The sequence below is a fragment of the Microbacterium sp. MAH-37 genome (assembly GCF_009758255.1).
Taxonomy (GTDB): Bacteria; Actinomycetota; Actinomycetes; order Actinomycetales; family Microbacteriaceae; genus Microbacterium.
In genome coordinates this window covers 311,697-328,941 of sequence record NZ_WSEN01000006.1, presented here as the reverse complement: position 1 = coordinate 328,941, position 17,245 = coordinate 311,697, and the positions used below count along the sequence as shown (strand labels likewise).

The 17,245-nt window shown below is 69.4% G+C and carries 13 protein-coding genes; 5 read left to right on the top strand and 8 right to left on the bottom strand.

Annotated elements, in window-relative coordinates; translation table 11 throughout:
• Window positions 1–13 precede the first annotated feature (13 nt).
• Window positions 14–748 (bottom strand): PAQR family membrane homeostasis protein TrhA, encoded by a 735-nt coding sequence (gene trhA / locus GON06_RS07395; protein ID WP_332837257.1) that lies wholly within the window; start codon window positions 746–748, stop codon window positions 14–16.
• A gap of 77 nt (window positions 749–825) precedes the next feature.
• Here trhA and GON06_RS07390 point away from each other — a divergent pair, with 77 nt between their 5' ends.
• The 3 genes from GON06_RS07390 to GON06_RS07380 all read left to right on the top strand — a co-directional run bounded on the left by GON06_RS07390 (window position 826) and on the right by GON06_RS07380 (window position 4,500).
• A complete protein-coding gene (locus tag GON06_RS07390; protein WP_378736972.1) occupies window positions 826–1,608 on the top strand; it encodes an isoprenyl transferase in 783 nt (260 codons plus the stop codon).
• 243 nt (window positions 1,609–1,851) lie between these two features.
• A complete protein-coding gene (locus GON06_RS07385; RefSeq protein ID WP_157311633.1) occupies window positions 1,852–2,958 on the top strand; it encodes an aminotransferase class V-fold PLP-dependent enzyme in 1,107 nt (368 codons plus the stop codon).
• A gap of 183 nt (window positions 2,959–3,141) precedes the next feature.
• Complete coding sequence (locus GON06_RS07380) at window positions 3,142–4,500, top strand: PhoH family protein (RefSeq protein WP_332837256.1); 1,359 nt, start codon at window positions 3,142–3,144, stop codon at window positions 4,498–4,500.
• A gap of 61 nt (window positions 4,501–4,561) precedes the next feature.
• Here the strand turns inward: GON06_RS07380 and GON06_RS07375 are convergent, their stop codons facing one another.
• The 6 genes from GON06_RS07375 to pulA all read right to left on the bottom strand — a co-directional run bounded on the left by GON06_RS07375 (window position 4,562) and on the right by pulA (window position 14,714).
• Complete coding sequence (locus GON06_RS07375) at window positions 4,562–5,950, bottom strand: class II fumarate hydratase (RefSeq protein ID WP_157311632.1); 1,389 nt, start codon at window positions 5,948–5,950, stop codon at window positions 4,562–4,564.
• Window positions 5,947–6,579 (bottom strand): carbonic anhydrase, encoded by a 633-nt coding sequence (locus GON06_RS07370; protein ID WP_157311812.1) that lies wholly within the window; start codon window positions 6,577–6,579, stop codon window positions 5,947–5,949. The genes GON06_RS07375 and GON06_RS07370 overlap by 4 nt, the downstream gene beginning before the upstream one ends.
• Window positions 6,580–6,608: 29 nt before the next feature.
• The gene (locus tag GON06_RS07365) at window positions 6,609–7,253 is read right to left on the bottom strand and encodes a DUF4245 family protein (protein WP_157311631.1); all 645 of its coding nucleotides are present in this window, start codon (window positions 7,251–7,253) and stop codon (window positions 6,609–6,611) included.
• Window positions 7,250–7,474, bottom strand: coding sequence for an exodeoxyribonuclease VII small subunit (locus GON06_RS07360; protein ID WP_332837255.1), 225 nt, complete (start codon window positions 7,472–7,474; stop codon window positions 7,250–7,252). The genes GON06_RS07365 and GON06_RS07360 overlap by 4 nt, the downstream gene beginning before the upstream one ends.
• Before the next feature lie 122 nt (window positions 7,475–7,596).
• Window positions 7,597–8,874 carry an exodeoxyribonuclease VII large subunit gene (xseA, locus tag GON06_RS07355; RefSeq protein ID WP_157311630.1) on the bottom strand — a complete coding sequence of 426 codons (1,278 nt, stop codon included), beginning with the start codon at window positions 8,872–8,874 and terminating at the stop codon, window positions 7,597–7,599.
• Window positions 8,875–8,978: 104 nt separating this feature from the next.
• On the bottom strand, window positions 8,979–14,714 hold the full coding sequence (gene pulA / locus GON06_RS07350; protein ID WP_157311629.1) for a pullulanase-type alpha-1,6-glucosidase: 5,736 nt from the start codon (window positions 14,712–14,714) through the stop codon (window positions 8,979–8,981).
• A gap of 245 nt (window positions 14,715–14,959) precedes the next feature.
• Between pulA and GON06_RS07345 the strand changes: the two genes are divergently transcribed.
• Window positions 14,960–16,000 carry a 4-hydroxy-3-methylbut-2-enyl diphosphate reductase gene (locus GON06_RS07345; RefSeq protein ID WP_157311810.1) on the top strand — a complete coding sequence of 347 codons (1,041 nt, stop codon included), beginning with the start codon at window positions 14,960–14,962 and terminating at the stop codon, window positions 15,998–16,000.
• Window positions 15,997–16,509, top strand: a complete 513-nt coding sequence (locus tag GON06_RS07340; protein WP_157311628.1) for a DUF6264 family protein — start codon at window positions 15,997–15,999, stop codon at window positions 16,507–16,509. The genes GON06_RS07345 and GON06_RS07340 overlap by 4 nt, the downstream gene beginning before the upstream one ends.
• Window positions 16,510–16,586: 77 nt before the next feature.
• On the opposite strand, the gene GON06_RS07335 is transcribed toward GON06_RS07340, so the two are convergent.
• The gene (locus tag GON06_RS07335; RefSeq protein WP_198346640.1) at window positions 16,587–17,192 is read right to left on the bottom strand and encodes a DUF4822 domain-containing protein; all 606 of its coding nucleotides are present in this window, start codon (window positions 17,190–17,192) and stop codon (window positions 16,587–16,589) included.
• Between the last annotated feature and the right edge of the window lie 53 nt (window positions 17,193–17,245).

The window sequence follows — 17,245 nt, the reverse complement described above, 5'->3', positions numbered from 1 at the left end:
CGATCGTACCGAGTCAGGCGGGCAGGCCGAGCGACGGCGAGTACGGCTGCAGCGAGATGAGCAGGCAGGCGGTCCAGTGGCACAGGAAGGCCAGCACCGTGCACACGTGGAAGATCTCGTGGAAGCCGAAGTGGCCGGGCCAGGGGTTCGGCTTCTTCATCGCGTAGACGACGGCGCCCGCCGTGTACAGCAGGCCTCCGACGCAGACCAGCACCATCATCGCGACATTCGCCTGCACGAGGTCGACCATGTACATCACGGCTGCCCAGCCCAGCAGCAGGTACAGCGCGACGTACAGCCAGCGCGGCGCGTTGATCCAGAACACCCGGAACAGGATGCCGAGGATGGCGCCGCCCCAGACCAGGAAGAGCAGCAGCGTGCCCTTCTGCGGCGGGAGCGCCAGCACCGCGATCGGCGTGTAGGTGCCGGCGATCAGCAGCAGGATGTTCGCGTGGTCGATCCGCTTGAGCACCATCTTCGTCTTCGGGCCCCAGTTGAACCGGTGGTACAGCGCGGAGTTGCCGAACAGCAGCATCGACGTCGCCATGAACACTGCGGCGGCCCACTTCGCGGGCGCGCCCTGGGCGAGCACGATGAGCACCACGCCGGCCGCGATCGTGACCGGGAACGTCGCGGCATGGATCCACCCGCGCCAGGTCGGCTTGATCTCGACGGCGGCGTCCTGTTCGGCCTCGGCCAGCAGGGGAAGCTGCGGGACGTCGCCGGACTTCGAGGATCGGGTGCTCACGTGCTCACTCTAGGCTCAGCCGTATTCCGTGCGCGGTACATGATCGGGCTCACAGCCGACGGCGGTAGCGTTGAATCGTGAACGCACGCACGAGTGATGGTCGGGGACCCCTCTACCGGCTGTACGGGAACCGGCTGCGCAGGCAGCTGGATGCAGCATCCGTTCCGCACCACGTGGCCATGATGATCGACGGCAATCGGCGCTGGGCGCGCCAGCTGGGTTACGGTTCCGTCGCCGACGGGCACCGTGCCGGCGCGGCCAAGATGCGCGAGTTCCTCGGCTGGTGCGACGAGCTCGGCATCAAGGTCGTCTCGCTCTACCTGCTCTCCAGCGACAACCTGATCAAGCGGGACTCGCAGGAGATCGACGACCTCATCGAGATCATCGCCGAGCTGGCGGACTCGCTCTCGCGCGAGAAGGATTGGCGGGTGCAGCACGTCGGCCGCGCCGACATCCTGCCGCCCGAGCTCGCGCGCGTGCTCGCAGACGCGCAGGAGCGCACCAAGGACAACAAGGGGCTGCATGTGAACCTCGCCGTCGGCTACGGCGGGCGCAACGAGATCGTCGATGCGGTGCGCAGCATCATCTCCCAGCACGAGGCGTCCGGCGGCACTCTCGAGGACCTCGCCGAGCAGCTCACCCCCGAGATGATCGGCGAGCATCTCTACACCGGCGGACAGCCTGACCCTGATCTCGTGATCCGCACCAGCGGCGAGCAGCGGCTCAGCGACTTCCTGCTCTGGCAGAGTGCACACAGCGAGTTCTACTTCGTCGAGGCGCTCGGCCCCGACCTGCGCCGCGTCGACTTCCTGCGCGCGATCCGCGACTTCGCCGACCGGGACCGCCGCTTCGGTCGCTGACTCGCGTTGTCCGGCCGGGTCGCACGCGTTCCCGTCGCGATCCGGCACAGTCGAGAGCGCTGGCACTGTGCTCGTCTGCGACGGGAGCTGTCGTCCGGCCGGCTGCGCGGCGTTCCCGTCGCGATCCGGCACAGTCCCTGGGCGTAACACTGTGCTCGATTGCGACGGGAACCGATGACGAGGGCGCCTCACGCGCGACCGGAACGCCGAGTGCGGCGCCCCGCGGGGTGCCAGACTGAGACGATGAGCGCTTTCGACGAGTACGTGGCATCCTTCGACGGCGAACCCGGGTACCTGAACTGGGCCGCCTTCGGCCCGATCTCCCCCTCGGTGCGGGCCGAGAGCGTATGGGCGCTGGAGCAGCTCTCGCGGACCGAACCCGCCGCGCACGCGCCGGTCTTCGACCGTGCCCCGCGTGCCGCGGACGCCGTCGCCGGACTGCTCGGCGCGGCAGCCGACGAAGTCGTGCTGCAGGTGTCGTCCACGCACGGACTCGCGCAGGCGCTGTACGGCCTGACCGGCACGGTGATCGCGTCCACCGCGGAGTTCCCCAGCGTCAGCCTCACAGTCGAGCGCGCGGCGCAGGCCTCGCAGGGCGCGCTCACGCCGCGCTGGATCACGCCAGCCGGCGGGTTCGTCACGACGGATGCCGTCGCCGAGGCGCTCAGCGACGAGGTGACCGCCGTGGCCGTGAGCCACGTGGACTTCCGGACCGGTTTCCGCGCCGACCTCGACGCGCTGCGCGAGTTGATCGGCCCCGACCGGCTGCTGATCGTCGACGCCGTGCAGTCCTTCGGCGTCGTCGACGTCGACTGGTCAGCCGCCGACGTCGTCGCGGGGCACGGCTACAAGTGGCTGCGCGCCGGTCGGGGGACCGGCTTCGCGCGCTACTCGGAGCGGGCGCGCGCCCGCATCCGTCCCGTGCTGAGCGGCATCGCCGGTACGACCTCGAACGGTCTGTTCCTCGACGAGCTGCCCTCTCCCGCGGCATCCGCCCGTGCATTCACGGTGAGCCAGCCCGATCACCTCGCCGCCGTGCGCCTGGCCGCCGGCGCGGAGGAGATCCGCGACGCGGGAGTCGCCGCGATCGAGACGAGGATCGCGGAGCACCTCGACCGGATCATCGCGCTCGCCGACGAGCACGGCATCCCCGTCGCCTCCCCGCGCAAGCGCGAGCGGCGCGCCGGGATCGTCTCTCTCGCGCCGGACGACGCCGATGGCCTGTCGGCCGCACTGACGGATGCCGGCGTCGCGGCGACCGCGCGCGGCGGAGCGGTCCGGGTGGCCGCCCACGCGGGCACCGATGCCGCCACGATCGACATGTTCGGCGAGGCGCTCGCCGCCTTCTGACACACGACGTTCACCGCAGCGTAACGAGTCCGTCGCGTGTCGGTCTCGGGAAGGCCGGCGGCGCGGTCGTACCGTACAGACATCGGACACCTCGTCCGATCGGGTCGGCCAACAGGTCAGCGACTCGTGGCCCCTGGTCGACTCGCAGCAGAGCCGGGTTCAGCCCGGATCGGGGGATCGATCGTGACCACACGCACCGCGCCGCAGCAGTCCACTCGCCGGGCCACCGCCCGCAAGCAGGACGACGACACTGCCCTCCGCACCTACGTGCTCGACACCTCGGTGCTGCTCAGCGACCCGCAGGCACTGTTCCGCTTCGCGGAGCACTCGATCGTGCTGCCGGTCGTCGTGATCACCGAGCTCGAGGCCAAGCGGCACGACCCGGAGCTGGGCTACTTCGCCCGCCGCGCACTGCGCCACCTCGACGAGCTGCGCATCGAGCACGGCCGACTGGACTTCCCCGTTGAGGTCGGCGACGGCGGCACGCTGCGGGTCGAACTCGGCAACACCGACCTCTCGGTCCTGCCCGCCGGCATCCGGCTCGGCGATAACGACAGCCGTATCCTCGCCACCGCCGCGCAGCTCGCGCAGGACGGCCAGGACGTGACGATCGTGTCGAAGGATCTGCCGATGCGGGTGAAGGCCGCCTCCCTCGGACTGAACGCCGAGGAGTACCTCGCCGAGCAGGCCGTCGACTCCGGCTGGACCGGCATCGCGAACGTCGATCTCTCCGGCGACGAGATGAGCGACCTGTACGAGAGCGAGATCGGCCTCAGCGAGGACGTCCGCGGAGTGCCCGTGAACACGGGCCTGATCATCCACTCCGAGCGCGGATCGGCGCTGGGCAGGGTCACCGGCGACGGCGAGTACCGGCTGGTGCGCGGCGACCGAGACATCTTCGGGATGCACGGCCGCTCCGCCGAGCAGCGCATCGCGATCGATCTGCTGCTCGACCCCGAGGTCGGTATCGTCTCGCTCGGCGGCCGCGCGGGCACCGGCAAGTCCGCGCTCGCGCTGTGCGCCGGACTCGAGGCGGTGCTTGAGCGGCAGCAGCAGAAGAAGATCATCGTCTTCCGGCCGCTGTTCGCGGTCGGCGGGCAGGAGCTGGGCTACCTGCCCGGCGATCGCGAGGAGAAGATGAACCCGTGGGGCCAGGCGGTCTTCGACACGCTCGGCTCCGTCGTCTCGGGCAACGTCATCGAGGAGGTCGTCGAGCGCGGGATGCTGGAGGTGCTGCCCCTCACGCACATCCGCGGGCGCTCGCTGCACGACGCCTTCGTGATCGTCGACGAGGCGCAGTCGCTGGAGCGCAACGTGCTGCTGACGGTGCTCAGCCGGATGGGCCAGAACTCCCGCGTCATCCTCACGCACGATGTCGGCCAGCGTGACAACCTGAGGGTCGGGCGTCACGACGGCATCGCCTCCGTGATCGAGACGCTGAAGGGGCACGAGCTCTTCGGGCACGTCACGCTGACCCGCTCGGAGCGATCCGCGATCGCCGCGCTCGTGACCGACCTGCTGGAGGGCGGAGAGCTCAGCTGACCGGTGGAAGGACGAAGCCGCGGCCCGATCGGACCGCGGCTTCGTCGTGTAGAGCGTGTGCTCAGCCCGCGTGGGTCATGCTCAGCAGGTCGAGCTTCTGGTCGAGCACCTCTTCGGTGATCTCGCCGCGCTCGACGTAACCGAGGTCGATGACGGCCTCGCGCACGGTGATGCCCTTGGCGACCGCGTGCTTGGCGATCTTCGCCGCGGCCTCGTAGCCGATGACCTTGTTCAACGGGGTCACGATCGACGGGCTCATACCTGCGAAGGCTGCGGCGCGCTCGACGTTGGCCTCCAGGCCGTCGACCGTCTTGTCGGCCAGCACGCGCACGGCGTTCGAGAGCAGACGGATCGACTCGAGCAGTGCGGTGCCCATCACCGGGATCGCGACGTTCAGTTCGAACGAGCCGGAGGCACCGGCCCACGCGACGGTCGCGTCGTTGCCGATGACGCGGGCGCACACCATGAGAACAGCCTCGGGAACGACGGGGTTCACCTTGCCCGGCATGATCGAGGAGCCCGGCTGAAGGTCGGGGATGTGCAGCTCGCCGAGACCGGTGTTCGGGCCCGAACCCATCCAGCGCAGGTCGTTGTTGATCTTCGTCAGCGAGACGGCGATGGTGCGCAGAGCGCCGGATGCCTCGACGAGGCCGTCGCGGTTCGCCTGGGCCTCGAAGTGATCCTTGGCCTCGGTGATCGGCAGCTCGGTCTCGGCGGCCAGCAGTTCGATGACCTTCTGCGGGAAGCCGAGCGGCGTGTTGATGCCGGTGCCCACGGCGGTGCCGCCCAGCGGGACCTCGGCGACGCGGGGGAGCGACGACTGCACGCGCTCGATTCCGAGGCGGATCTGGCGGGCGTAGCCGCCGAACTCCTGGCCGAGGGTCACAGGGGTGGCATCCATCAGGTGGGTGCGACCCGACTTGACGACCGACTTCCACAGCTCGGCCTTCGCCTCGAGAGCCACGGCGAGATGGTCGAGCGACGGGATGAGCGTGTCGATGAGCGCCTGGGTGACGGCGATGTGCACCGAGGTGGGGAACACGTCGTTCGACGACTGCGAAGCGTTCACGTGGTCGTTCGGGTGCACCGTCGCGCCGAGGATGCCGGTGGCGAGCGTCGCCAGCACCTCGTTCATGTTCATGTTCGACGAGGTGCCGGAGCCGGTCTGGTACGTGTCGACCGGGAACTCGCCGTCGTGCCTGCCTGCGGCGACCTCGTCGGCGGCCTGCGCGATCGCGTCGGCGATGGCGCCGTCGAGGGTTCCGAGCTCCTTGTTCGCGAGTGCGGCAGCCTTCTTGATGCGCGCCAGAGCGGCGATCTGGGTGGACTCCAGGCCCTTGCCCGAGATCGGGAAGTTCTCCACCGCGCGCTGGGTCTGCGCGCCGTAGAGGGCGTTCACGGGCACGCGGACCTCGCCCATGGTGTCGTGTTCGATGCGGTAGTCGGTCATTCCGATCCCTCCTTGGTCGCGGGGTTCATCCCGTCGTCGATGCCCACCGAGATCACCGGCACCGTGGTGCCCTCGGCCAGGCGGTAGTTGGCACCCACGATGCCCAGCCGGCCCTCGGCCACGGCCGCGCTGATCAGCTCGGACGACTGCAGCAGATTCGCCACGGTGTTGCGCAGGTGCTCACGACCGACGAGCTCGGCGTCGATGTCGGCGGGCGTCGAGCCGCCGGTCTCGGCCAGCACCTTGCGGGCCGCGGGCACGATCGGGGAGATGAGTTTCCAGATGGCCGGCGGCAGCGGCGCGGCGTCGATCGCCGTGCCGTCGATGGCCGCGCGCACGGCACCGCAGGAGTCGTGCGCCAGCACGATGATGAGGGGGACGCCGAGGATCTCGACGGCGTACTCCAGGCTCGCGACGATCGACTCGCCGATCACCTGACCGGCGTTGCGGACCACGAACAGGTCGCCCAGACCCTTGTCGAAGATGATCTCGGCGGCGAGGCGCGAGTCGGAGCATCCGAACAGGGTCGCCATCGGAGCCTGTCCCTCGGCCAGTTCGTGACGCTTGCCCACGTCCTGATGCGGATGCTCGGGCACGCCGTTCACGAAACGACGGTTGCCGTCGAGCATCTCCTGCCATGCGGCGGACGGGGTGAGAGTCACTGTGCCTCCTTGAGCCTGTCGATTTCGGGGACGAGGGTCTCCGCGAACGCGGCGGTCTCCTCCGCGCTGCGCGAACCGTACAGCAGCACGTAGTCCGTTCCGGCCTGCGCGCCGAGCGCGTACGAGATGTTGCCGGATGCCTCGGGGTTGGCGATCTTGTAGACGTCCCACTCGACTCCGCCGGCGTCGAGAGTTCCGCTCGACTGCGCCCCGCGCAGGGGAGTGGCTGCCCACAGCCTGTCGGCGTCGACGGCCTGGCTGATCTTGAGGAAGCCGCGCTCGTCGTCGGCGGTGGGAGCGAGGGTCACGTTCCAGGTCGTGACGGCGCCGCCGGCGACCTCGGCGGACGTGACGCGCCAGTCCTTCGGCGGATCGGGGACGACGACCGGACGGTCGAGCGAGGTCTCGGCGTTCTTCGCGATGCCGGCCAGATCGATCGGCGGCTGCGCGACGGGTTCGCCGCGCGGAACCGAGAGCACGATGACGATGACCACGCCGATCGTGACGAGAAGGGCCGCGATGAGATTGCGGAAGGTCTGGCTGGAGCGGTAGACGCGGCTCGACTCGGCCTTGCGGTCAGCGGTCTCCTGCGGTGTCTCGGGGCGGCCGAGCTCGGCGACGATCGGGGCGCCCTTGCTCATGACTCGTCCTCGGATGCCGCGGGGCGGGCAGCCTCCAGGCGGCGCTTCGCGCCCAGTAGCCACTCCTCGCATCGGGTGGCGAGTGCCTCGCCGCGCTCCCAGAGAGCGAGGGACTGCTCGAGGGTCGGCGCTCCCTGTTCGAGTTCGGCGACGACCTGAACCAGTTCATCGCGCGCCGCCTCGAACGACAGCGATTCCACGGGGGTCTCGGACGCAGTCACGCCACTATCCTACCGGCGCGTCGCGATGCCCGATTTTCCTCAGCTTCTTCAGTTCCGGTCTCGATGGATGCGGGTGTGCCGGTGGTCGCACCCGCAACGAGTGCGACCGGAGCAGTCGGATGTCAGGCGCCCTCGGGGATCTCGCCGTCGGAGTGGGCAGCGACCGAGCCGCGGTCGACGGTGATCGTCAGAGCTGTGCCGGAGGGAGCATCCGCGGCATCCCGCAGGATCATGCCGTTGTCGAGGTGCGCGATCGCGTAGCCGCGCGCCAGGGTCGCGGCGGGCGACAGCGCGCGCAGTGAGGCACGCAGCTCGGATGTGGTCCTGCTCGCCGCATCCAGCCGGCGGGCGACAGTGTCGCGCCCACGGGCGGACAGCAGCAGCACCTCCTGCGCGCGCGAGTCGATGATCGGATCGGGGGAGCGCAGCACCGGACGGGAGCGCAGCTGCGCGAGCTGGGCGAGGTCGTGCGACACCCGCTGGGTGAGGCGCGTGGTCGCCCGCGCCCGCAGCTGCCCGATCAGGGCGCGCTGCTCTCCGACGTCCGGGACGACGCGCTTCGCGGCATCCGTCGGGGTCGACGCGCGCAGGTCGGCGACGTCGTCGAGCAGCGGATGGTCGTTCTCGTGACCGATCGCGCTGACGACCGGAGTGGATGCCGCGGCGACGGCCCGCACCAGCCGCTCGTCGCTGAAGCCGAGCAGCGTCTGCGGGTCGCCTCCGCCTCTGGCGATGACGATCACGTCGACGTCGGGGTCGGCATCAAGTCGCTTCAGCGCGGCGAGCGTCTCGGGTACGCACCGGTCGCCCTGCACCGCGGCGTACTCGGTGCGGAACCGCACCTGCGGCCAGCGCAGCTCGGCGTTGCGGTGCACGTCCTTCTCAGCATCCGACTTCTCGCCCGTGATCAGCCCGATCAGGTGCGGCAGGAACGGCAGCGGCTTCTTGCGCGCCGGATCGAACAGACCCTCGGCGCGCAGCTGCGCGCGGAGCTTCTCGAGCCGTTCCAGCTGATCGCCCAGCCCGACGTGCTTCATCGCCGAGACCTGGAAGCTGAAGTCACCGGCCTTCACGAAGTAGTCCGCCTTGACCGCGGCGATGACGTGATCGCCGACACCGAGGTCTGAGGGGATGCGTGCGCGCACGCTCGACCAGATGCGCAGCGAGATCTGCGCGTCGGAGCGGCTGTCCTTCATCCGGGCGAAGACGTTGCCCGCGCGCTGGTTCCACGAGGTGATCTCACCCTCGACCCAGACCGTGCCCCACTGCGCGACGAAGTCGCGGATGGTCGCGTTCAGCCGGGCGACCGACGTCGGGGCATCCGCCGACGACTCGCGCGGCGAGACGGAGTCAGGCGGGGGAGCTTCGCCGGGGACGGCGGTGGCTTCGAAGACGGTCATCGCTTCGATTCTTGCATCCACCCCCGACGTGGTCCTCCGACAGCTCCGGTCTCACTGGGTGCGGGTGCCCACCCGCACCCAGTGAGACCGGAGCAAGGGAGGGGTCAGTGCTTCTCGACGAACACCACCGCGGTGCGGGCGGGAATCGTGACCGTGCCGGTCGTGGTGTCCCACGAAGCCGTCGCGGCGACAGCATCCGCGCCCTTCGCCTGCACGGCGTTCAGCGCGAAGTCGCGCCCTGACAGGCCGTCGAGCTTCTGCACGATCGGCTCGGCCGAGGAGTTGAACACCACCAGGGCGCCGTCGAGCCTCCGGTCGACGTCCTTCCCGACCGTGTCGTCGATCAGCATCGCGATGAGGCCGGGCGCGGCATCCTTCCCGCTCGCGGGGAACGACACCTTCTTCTCGATCAGGGCCGCGCTGCCCAGCCGCAGCAGCGGCACCGACGAGCGCACCCGCAGCAGGTCGAGTGCAGCGCCCTCTGCCGCGGCGATGTCGGATGCCCGCGGCTTGAGCTTCGGGTCGGCGAGCAGCGGCGACATCACGTCCCACTTGTCCTCGTTGTCCGCCGCGGGCGGCAGGCCGGATCCGAACGTGGACTGCGTGCCGGTCCAGTCAATCCGGTTGAACCAGTCACCCGAGTCGTAGCTGTTGCGATCCAGCGACTTCGATCGCAGCAGCTCGGTGCCGGCGTGCCAGAACGCGGGCGTCTGCGCGAACGCGACGGTGGCCAGCTGCAGCGTGTTCATCCGTACGCGGTCGGCCATCGGCGTTCCCACCGGCAGTTTCATCACCGACAGGTCGTACAGCGTCTGGTTGTCGTGCGCGTCGACGTAGGTGATCACCTCGTCCGGCTGGTCGGCGTAGCCGGCCGGGGCGCCGCGGTAGTCGAGCTGGTCGCCGCGCACGAGATCGCCCATCGACGACGTGAGCGTGAAGTCGCGCAGGTTGCCCGCGAGGCCCAGCTTCACCAGGTCGGTCTGGTGTGCGAGGTCGACCAGCTGGTCGACCGTGGACGCCGTACCCGGCCGACCGTTCGGGTCCGTGCCGAGCCCGGTGCCGAAGCCCTGCGTGAAGGTCGAACCGCCGTCGACCGGGCTGCCGCCGTGCACGGCGTCTCGCAACCGGTCGCTGAACGTGCCGATTCCGGTGCCGCCGAGCTGTCCCTGGGTGGCCTGCTCGAACAGGGCGTTGTCCGCGACCTCGCCGAAGTTCCAGCCCTCGCCGTACAGATAGATCGCCTTGCCGTCCACGCCGTCCTTCTTCAGCGTGAGCTCGTCCAGCGCGGCGCGCACGGCGAGCATGTTCTGCTTCGAGTGGTGCCCCATCAGGTCGAAGCGGAAGCCGTCGACGTGGTACTCGGCCGCCCACAGCACGATCGAGTCGACCATGAGCTTCTGCGCCATCTCGTGCTCGGTCGCGACGTTCTGGCAGCAGGTCGAGGTCTCGACTGCGCCGCCGGCGTTCAGCCGCTGGTAGTAGCCGGGCACGATGCGGTCCAGCACGCTGCGCTGACCCTGCCCGGCCTCGGCGGTGTGGTTGTAGACCTGGTCCAGCACGACCTGCAGGCCGTCCGCGTGCAGCGCGCCCACCATCTCGCGGAACTCGCTCACGCGCGCGCCGCCGTCGGCATCGGTGGCGTAGGAGCCCTCCGGCGCCTGGTAGTGGTAAGGGTCGTAGCCCCAGTTGAAGCCGTCCTCGGATGCCGCGGCCGTCACGCATGCCTGCTGCTGGTCGGAGTCCGCCGGAAGCGATGCGAGGTCGCAGTCCGGCGTCTTCTGCTGGTCGCGGCGCTCCTCGATCGTGGCGATGTCGAAGGTCGGCAGCAGGTGCACGGTGTTGATGCCCGCGGCGGCGAGCTGGCGCAGCTGCTTCATGCCGGCCGAGTCGCGCGTGAACGCCTTGTACGTGCCGCGCTCGGACTCGGGCACGGTGGTGTCGCCGATCGAGAAGTCGCGCACCTGCAGCTCGTAGATCGCGCGGTCCACCGCACGGTCGATCCTCGGAGCAGGCGTCTTGGCCCACGCCTTCGGCGCCCACTTCCTGTCGTCCAGATCGATCGCGACCGACCGCTCCGAGTTCGTCGTGAGCGCGACCGAGTAGGGGTCGGTGACCGCGTTCTGCTCGATCTTCCCGGTCGTCGGGGCGTACACCGAGAGCAGCCAGCGGTACTCCGCGCCCTGCTTCACCGGCTCGTCGCCGATCTTCGGCTTCGTGACGGTCCAGACCCCCGATGCCGCGTCGAAGGACGCCTTCAGCTCGGTGGTCTCGCCGTCGGCGCCGAAGACCTGCAGGGCCGCACGCTGAGCGGTCGGCGCCCACAGCGCGAACGTCGGGCGGCTGCCCTGCCAGCGCACGCCGAGCGTCTGGGAAGCGCCCGCAGTCGCGTACAGGTCGTCCAGCACGCCCGGCACCTGCACGCCGGTGAACGCGGTGAGAGTGTCGCCCGCGCGCTGCGCGACGGCGAGCTGACCGGTGAGCAGTTCGTGCAGCCGGTCACGGCCGAGCTCGCCCACCTTCAGGGCAAGGTACTTGTCTCCGCCGAGGGCGGGGAAGTGCGCGACCTGCTCCTTCGTCAGCTCACCGAGCGTGAGTTCGACGGGATCCGCGCCGCCGGTGACGGCGCCGTCGGTCACCGCGAGCCCGGCATCCGCCGAGTTCTCCAGCGTCCAGGACAGTGCGCTCGCGGCATCCGTGCCCAGCAGTGTGCGCGGCCAGGCGACGGTCTGCGCGTCGATCCACTGCGCGCGGGACTCGCCGGTGCCCGCCAGCGGCGGGTCGGCGGCGACGATCTCGAGCACGTGCGTGGCCAGGGTGTACCGGAAGGTCACCTGCTTGCCGTCGGCCGCGCTGAACGAGTAGTTCGCGCCGCCCGGTGTGCCGTCCACGCCGTAGTTCTCATCCCAGCTCAGGCCGTGCGCGACCTTGGCCTCGTAGGCCCCGGTGGGGATGGCGGAGGTCGTGTACTCGTACACGCCGTCCTTGTCGGAGTCGAACATCATCGTCGCGAGGCAGTCCGGTGCCCAGTCACCAGGGCAGCCCGCCGCCTTCTGGAACGATCCGGGCACGGTGATGATCGGGCCGTCGGCGCTGGAGGTCAGCTGGTGCGTGCGCGGATCCCAGTAGAACGTGACCTTCCCGCCGGCGTGGTGGTAGGTCGCGTTCGGGCCGTCCTTCACGCCGCCGACTCCGTAGTTGACATCCCACGAGCCGTTCAGGGCGACCTTGTACTCGTAGTCGCCCGCCGGCAGGTCGAAGGTGCCGGTGTAGACGCCGCCCGCGGCGAGGGTCAGCTTCGCCTGCTCGCAGCCGGGCTGCCAGTCTCCCGCGCAGCCCATCTCGGAGTTGTGGCTGCCGGGAACCGTGACCAGATCGATCGGGGTCTCGGGTTCAGGCGCGGTCACGAGGTTCACCGCGTTCCCGACGCTGGCGTAGGAGGATGCCGCGACGCGGCGCCCCTCGGCATCCGTCGAGACCGCGCGGTACTCGACCAGCGTGCCCTTCTTCAGCCCCTTCGTGTCGTGGAAGACGCGCGGAGTGGTGTCCTCCGCGGTGCCCAGGGAGTGCCACTCGCCACCGGCGACGCGCCAGGCGAAGGAGGTCTCCGCCCAGGCATCCGGAACCGTCGCCGAGACGGCCGAGGTGCCGGAGACGCCGGCACCGGCCGCCGGAGCCGCGACAGTCACAGCACGATCGGCTGGAGCGGTCACGGTCCGGTCGGCGCGCAGCACGACCGCGCCGAGTGCGGGCACCGTGATCGTCGCGGTGCCGTCGGCGGCCGCGGTGACCGCGGCATCCGTGCCGTAGAGCGGCGTGAACGCACCAGACGCGGTGAGCGTCGGCACCGTGACGGTCTTCGCCGCCTTCGTGTTGTTCATGGCGACCAGGTGCTCGATCTTCTCGTCGCGATCGACGCGGCTGAACGCGTACACGCCGGCGCCGCTGTCGGCGTAGCGCTCGATCTGGGCGCCGTCCTGCAGAGCCGGGTTCGCGGCGCGAAGCTTCGCGAGCGCGGCGATGCGCGTGTACAGCGCGGAGTCGGTGCTGTAGCGGTCCACGCTGCCGGCGTTCGTGCCGTCGATGAGCAGCTGGTTCGCATAGTCGGCGACCTGCGTGGCGAACAGCGTCTGCCGGGCGTCCTTGTCACCGCCGGGGCCGGCGAAGCCCTGCTCGTCGCCGTAGTAGACGACCGGCTGGCCGCGGGTGAGGAACATCAGCGACTGCGCGAGCTCGTCGCGCTGCAGCGGAGCATCCGTGCTCTTCAGGAACGAGCCGATCCGGCCCATGTCGTGGTTGCCGAGGAACGTCGGCAGCGCGCTCGCCGAGGAGTGCGGGGTCGTGTAGTAGTCGTCGCCGGCGAACAGCGTGGAAAGGCCCTTCGCCGAGTTGCCAGCCGCGAAGCTGGTGGCCTGCGACTGGAAGGTGAAGTCGAGCACCGAGTTCATGTCGGTGTCGCGCACGTACGGGGAGAGCTTGACCGGGTCAGCGTCGTAGACCTCGCCGAAGGTGAAGAAGTCGTCGTTGCCGATGCTCTTCGCGTGCTCCTCGATCGCGGTGGTCCACTTCTGCCAGAACTCGAAGTTCACGTGCTTGACCGTGTCGATGCGGAAGCCGTCGATGCCCATGTCGACCCACGGCTTGTAGACGTCGATGAAGCCGTCCACCACCTTCGGGTTCTCGGTCATGATGTCGTCGAGGCCGTCGAAGTCGCCGTAGGTGACCGACTCACCCGACCAGGTCGAGTTGCCGCGGTTGTGGTACAGCGTGGGGTCGTTCAGCCAGGCGGGAACCTTGAGGTCGGCGTCCTCGGGCGCGATCACCGGGGTGTAAGGGAAGCTCGTCGCCCGGTCGAGCGTGGGGAACTCGTCCGTGCCGGCGTAGTCCGCCGGATCGAAGTCCGCTCCGGATGCATCGCGGTACGGTCGGTCCTTCTGCTCGATGTAGCCGTAGGTCTTCTGCTCGTAGTCGATGACGTCGGCTGTGTGGTTGGTGATGATGTCGAAGAAGACCTTGATGCCCTTCGCGTGAGCCTCGTCGATGAGGGCGGCGAGCTCGTCGTTGGTGCCGAGGTGCGGGTCGATCCTCGTGAAGTCGGTGATCCAGTAACCGTGGTACCCGGCGCTGGCGTTCGCGCCCTCGCCCTGCACCGGGCGGTTCAGGAAGCTCGGGGTCAGCCAGATGGCCGTGGTGCCGAGCCCGGCGATGTAGTCCAGGCGGTCGCGCAGGCCCTGGATGTCACCGCCCTGGTAGAAACCCTTGTCGGTGGGGTCGAAGCCGGTGGCGAGGCGGTCGCCGTCGAGACCGCCCCTGTCGTTCGCGGTGTCGCCATTGGCGAAGCGGTCGGTCATCACGAAGTAGAAGGTGTTGTCCGCTCCGGCCTCGCGGACCGGCTTCTGCACCAGCGCGGCATCAGTGGCCTCGTCGTAGGCGCCGCGGGTGCTGAGAAGTTCGAGTCCGACGCGGTGCTGCGCATCGTCGAACACGACGCGCACCCGGCTGTCGCCCTCGAGCACGAGCGGGATGTTGTCTCCTCCGCCGTTCAGGCCATACGCCTCGTCCCAGGAGTCGTTCACGGCGACCTTGTACTCCCAGGTGCCGGCGGGCACGGTGAACTCGGTCGCGAAGAGGTTCGGATCTTCGGTCGCGGCGAGCTCCGTCGCCTCGCAGGCCGGCTGCCAGTCCTCGGCGCAGCCGAGTTCCGACTGCAGGCTGCCGACCAGCGCGAACGTCCGGTCGGCGGCGGATGCGGGAGCTGGGGGGAGGGCGACGAGCGCGGTCACCGCGAGGGCGCCGAGCGTCGTCGCAGAGAGGATGCGCGCTGCACGTGAGCTCAAGGTCATCTTCGACTCCAGGGGTCGGGCACGACGGCGTGCCAGGGGCCGGCACGGACGCCGGAGGGTGCTCGTGCACCGTAGCAACGGACGCGCACTCACTGCAAGCGTTTACAAGAACTTCCTCAGCGGATGCCGCAGATCTTTCTGTTCGCTGCCGCAAGCGCTTGCAGTATGACTCGTTCCCGGCCCTCGTCAAGGGACGCGCCGATAGACTCGACCCCGTGAGCGCCGTATCCCTGCCCGTGCCCCGCATGCCCCGTCCGCTGCGGACCGAACCGCTTCGCGATGTCCCCGTGGACGGCGCCAAGCGGGTGCTGCTGGCCGCCCCGCGCGGCTACTGCGCCGGGGTCGACCGTGCTGTCGTCGCCGTCGAGAAGGCGCTCGACCGGTTCGGTGCTCCGGTGTACGTGCGCAAGCAGATCGTGCACAACATCCACGTCGTCACCGAGCTCGAGGCCAAGGGCGCGATCTTCGTCGACGAGGTCGACGAGGTGCCCGAGGGTGCGCACGTCGTCTTCAGCGCGCACGGCGTCTCGCCGGCCGTGGTGGATGCGGCATCCGCCCGCGGCCTGAACGCGATCGATGCGACCTGCCCGCTGGTCACCAAGGTGCACCGCGAGGCCGTGCGCTTCGCACGCGACGACTACGAGATCCTGCTGATCGGCCACGAGGGCCACGAGGAGGTCGAGGGGACCGCGGGCGAGGCGCCAGGCCACGTCACCATCGTCAACTCGCCCGAAGAAGCCGACACCGTGCAGGTGAAGGACCCGTCCAAGGTCGTGTGGCTGTCGCAGACGACGCTCTCGGTCGACGAGACCATGGAGACGGTCAACCGGCTGCGCACCCGGTTCCCCGAACTGCACAATCCGCCGTCCGACGACATCTGCTACGCCACGCAGAACCGCCAGGTCGCGATCAAGAAGGTGGCGGCCGAGGCCGATCTCGTGATCGTGGTCGGCTCGGCGAACTCCTCGAACAGCGTGCGTCTGGTCGAGGTCGCCCTCGAGCACGGCGCCAAGGCCGCCTACCGTGTCGACTACGCGGACGAGGTGCAGCAGGCGTGGCTGGACGGCGTGAGCACGGTCGGCGTCACCAGCGGAGCATCCGTTCCCGAGGTTCTCGTGCAGGAGGTGCTTGAGCAGCTGGCCGGCGCCGGCTACGCGGATGTCGAGGAGGTGCGCACCGCGGAGGAGGACCTGATGTTCTCACTGCCGAAGGAGCTGCGCCAGGACGCCGCTGGGCAGCGCGACGCGCGCGCCCTCGGCGGCCGCACCGCGGCCGGTGACGCATGAGCGACGATCGTCCGCAGTACGGCGAGTACGCGACACCCGAGGAGCAGCGTCTCGCGGCGGGCCTTCCCGCCGTGCCGCCTCCGCCGCCCGCCGCACCGGCGCCCGCTCCGCAGCAGGCGCCCCTGGTGGTCGAGGAGGCCCCGAAGGCGCGACCGGTCGACCGCCTGCTGACGATCGCGATGCTGGCCTACGGGCTGGTCAACGTCTTCTCGACGATCCCGCAGTTCCTGAACATGGGCGACTCGCTGACCCAGGCGATGAAGGTGCTCGGCATCCCCGGTGAGTTCACCAACCTCGGGCCCGCGCGCACCTGGGGCGTCGTCGCCGTCGTCGTCATGCTCGTCGGCTTCGCCGCCACCGTCTACGTCGCGTTCCGCCGCATCCGCGCGGCCAGACCCGCCTGGTGGGTTCCGCTCGCCGGCTTCGTGCTCACGATGGTCGTCGTGTCGCTGTGCATGATGGTGCCGATCATGGGCGATCCCGCGTTCCTGAACGCCTCGCTCGGCTGACACCCTTCGTCGTCGAACGCGAAGAACCCGGCCCGCATGACGCGGAGCCGGGTTCTTCGTTCTGGGTGGTCCCGAGGTCAGGCGTTGCCGTTGTTGAAGTGGCCGTTGCCGTGACCGTTCGCATTGCCCTGGCCGTTGTTCGCGCCGGGGCCCTTGGCGTCGGTGCCGGGCTCGACGTGATTGGTCTTGGTGTGCACGATGTCGTAGTAGACGCTCGTGTCCGCTGCGTTCGGGAACACGCGGTACGTGAAGGTGTTCTTGTCGAGCTGCGTGATCGGGACGATGCGCTGGAACAGCACGTTGCCGGCAGCGTCCTTCGCGTTGATCCAGCGCTCGGAGCCGTCGGGAGCAACGGTCCAGTCGCCGTGCAGCTTCGGGCTGTCATCGAGGTTGTACATCGTGTAGGTGCCGTCGGCCTTGAAGTAGGCCCAGCCCACGAAGCTCGCGACGGCCGCGTTGTCGAGGGCGACGCGGTTGCCATCCTGGTCGAGGGCGCTCGTGGTCTTCCACGGCGTCGAGGCGAGGGTCTCGGACGGGGTGAGGTTCTTCCACGAGGCGGATGCGGCGGCCGGAGCGGCGGGCGCCTCGGCGGCCATGGCGGTGGTCGGCAGGATGCTCGCGGCGGCGATGGCGATCGCGGAGGCGGTGAGCACGGAACGGCGGGAGATTCGGGTGATGTTCATGTCTTCAACGCTACGAATCGGCCCAGGGTCGCCACATCATCCGATCGGCTACT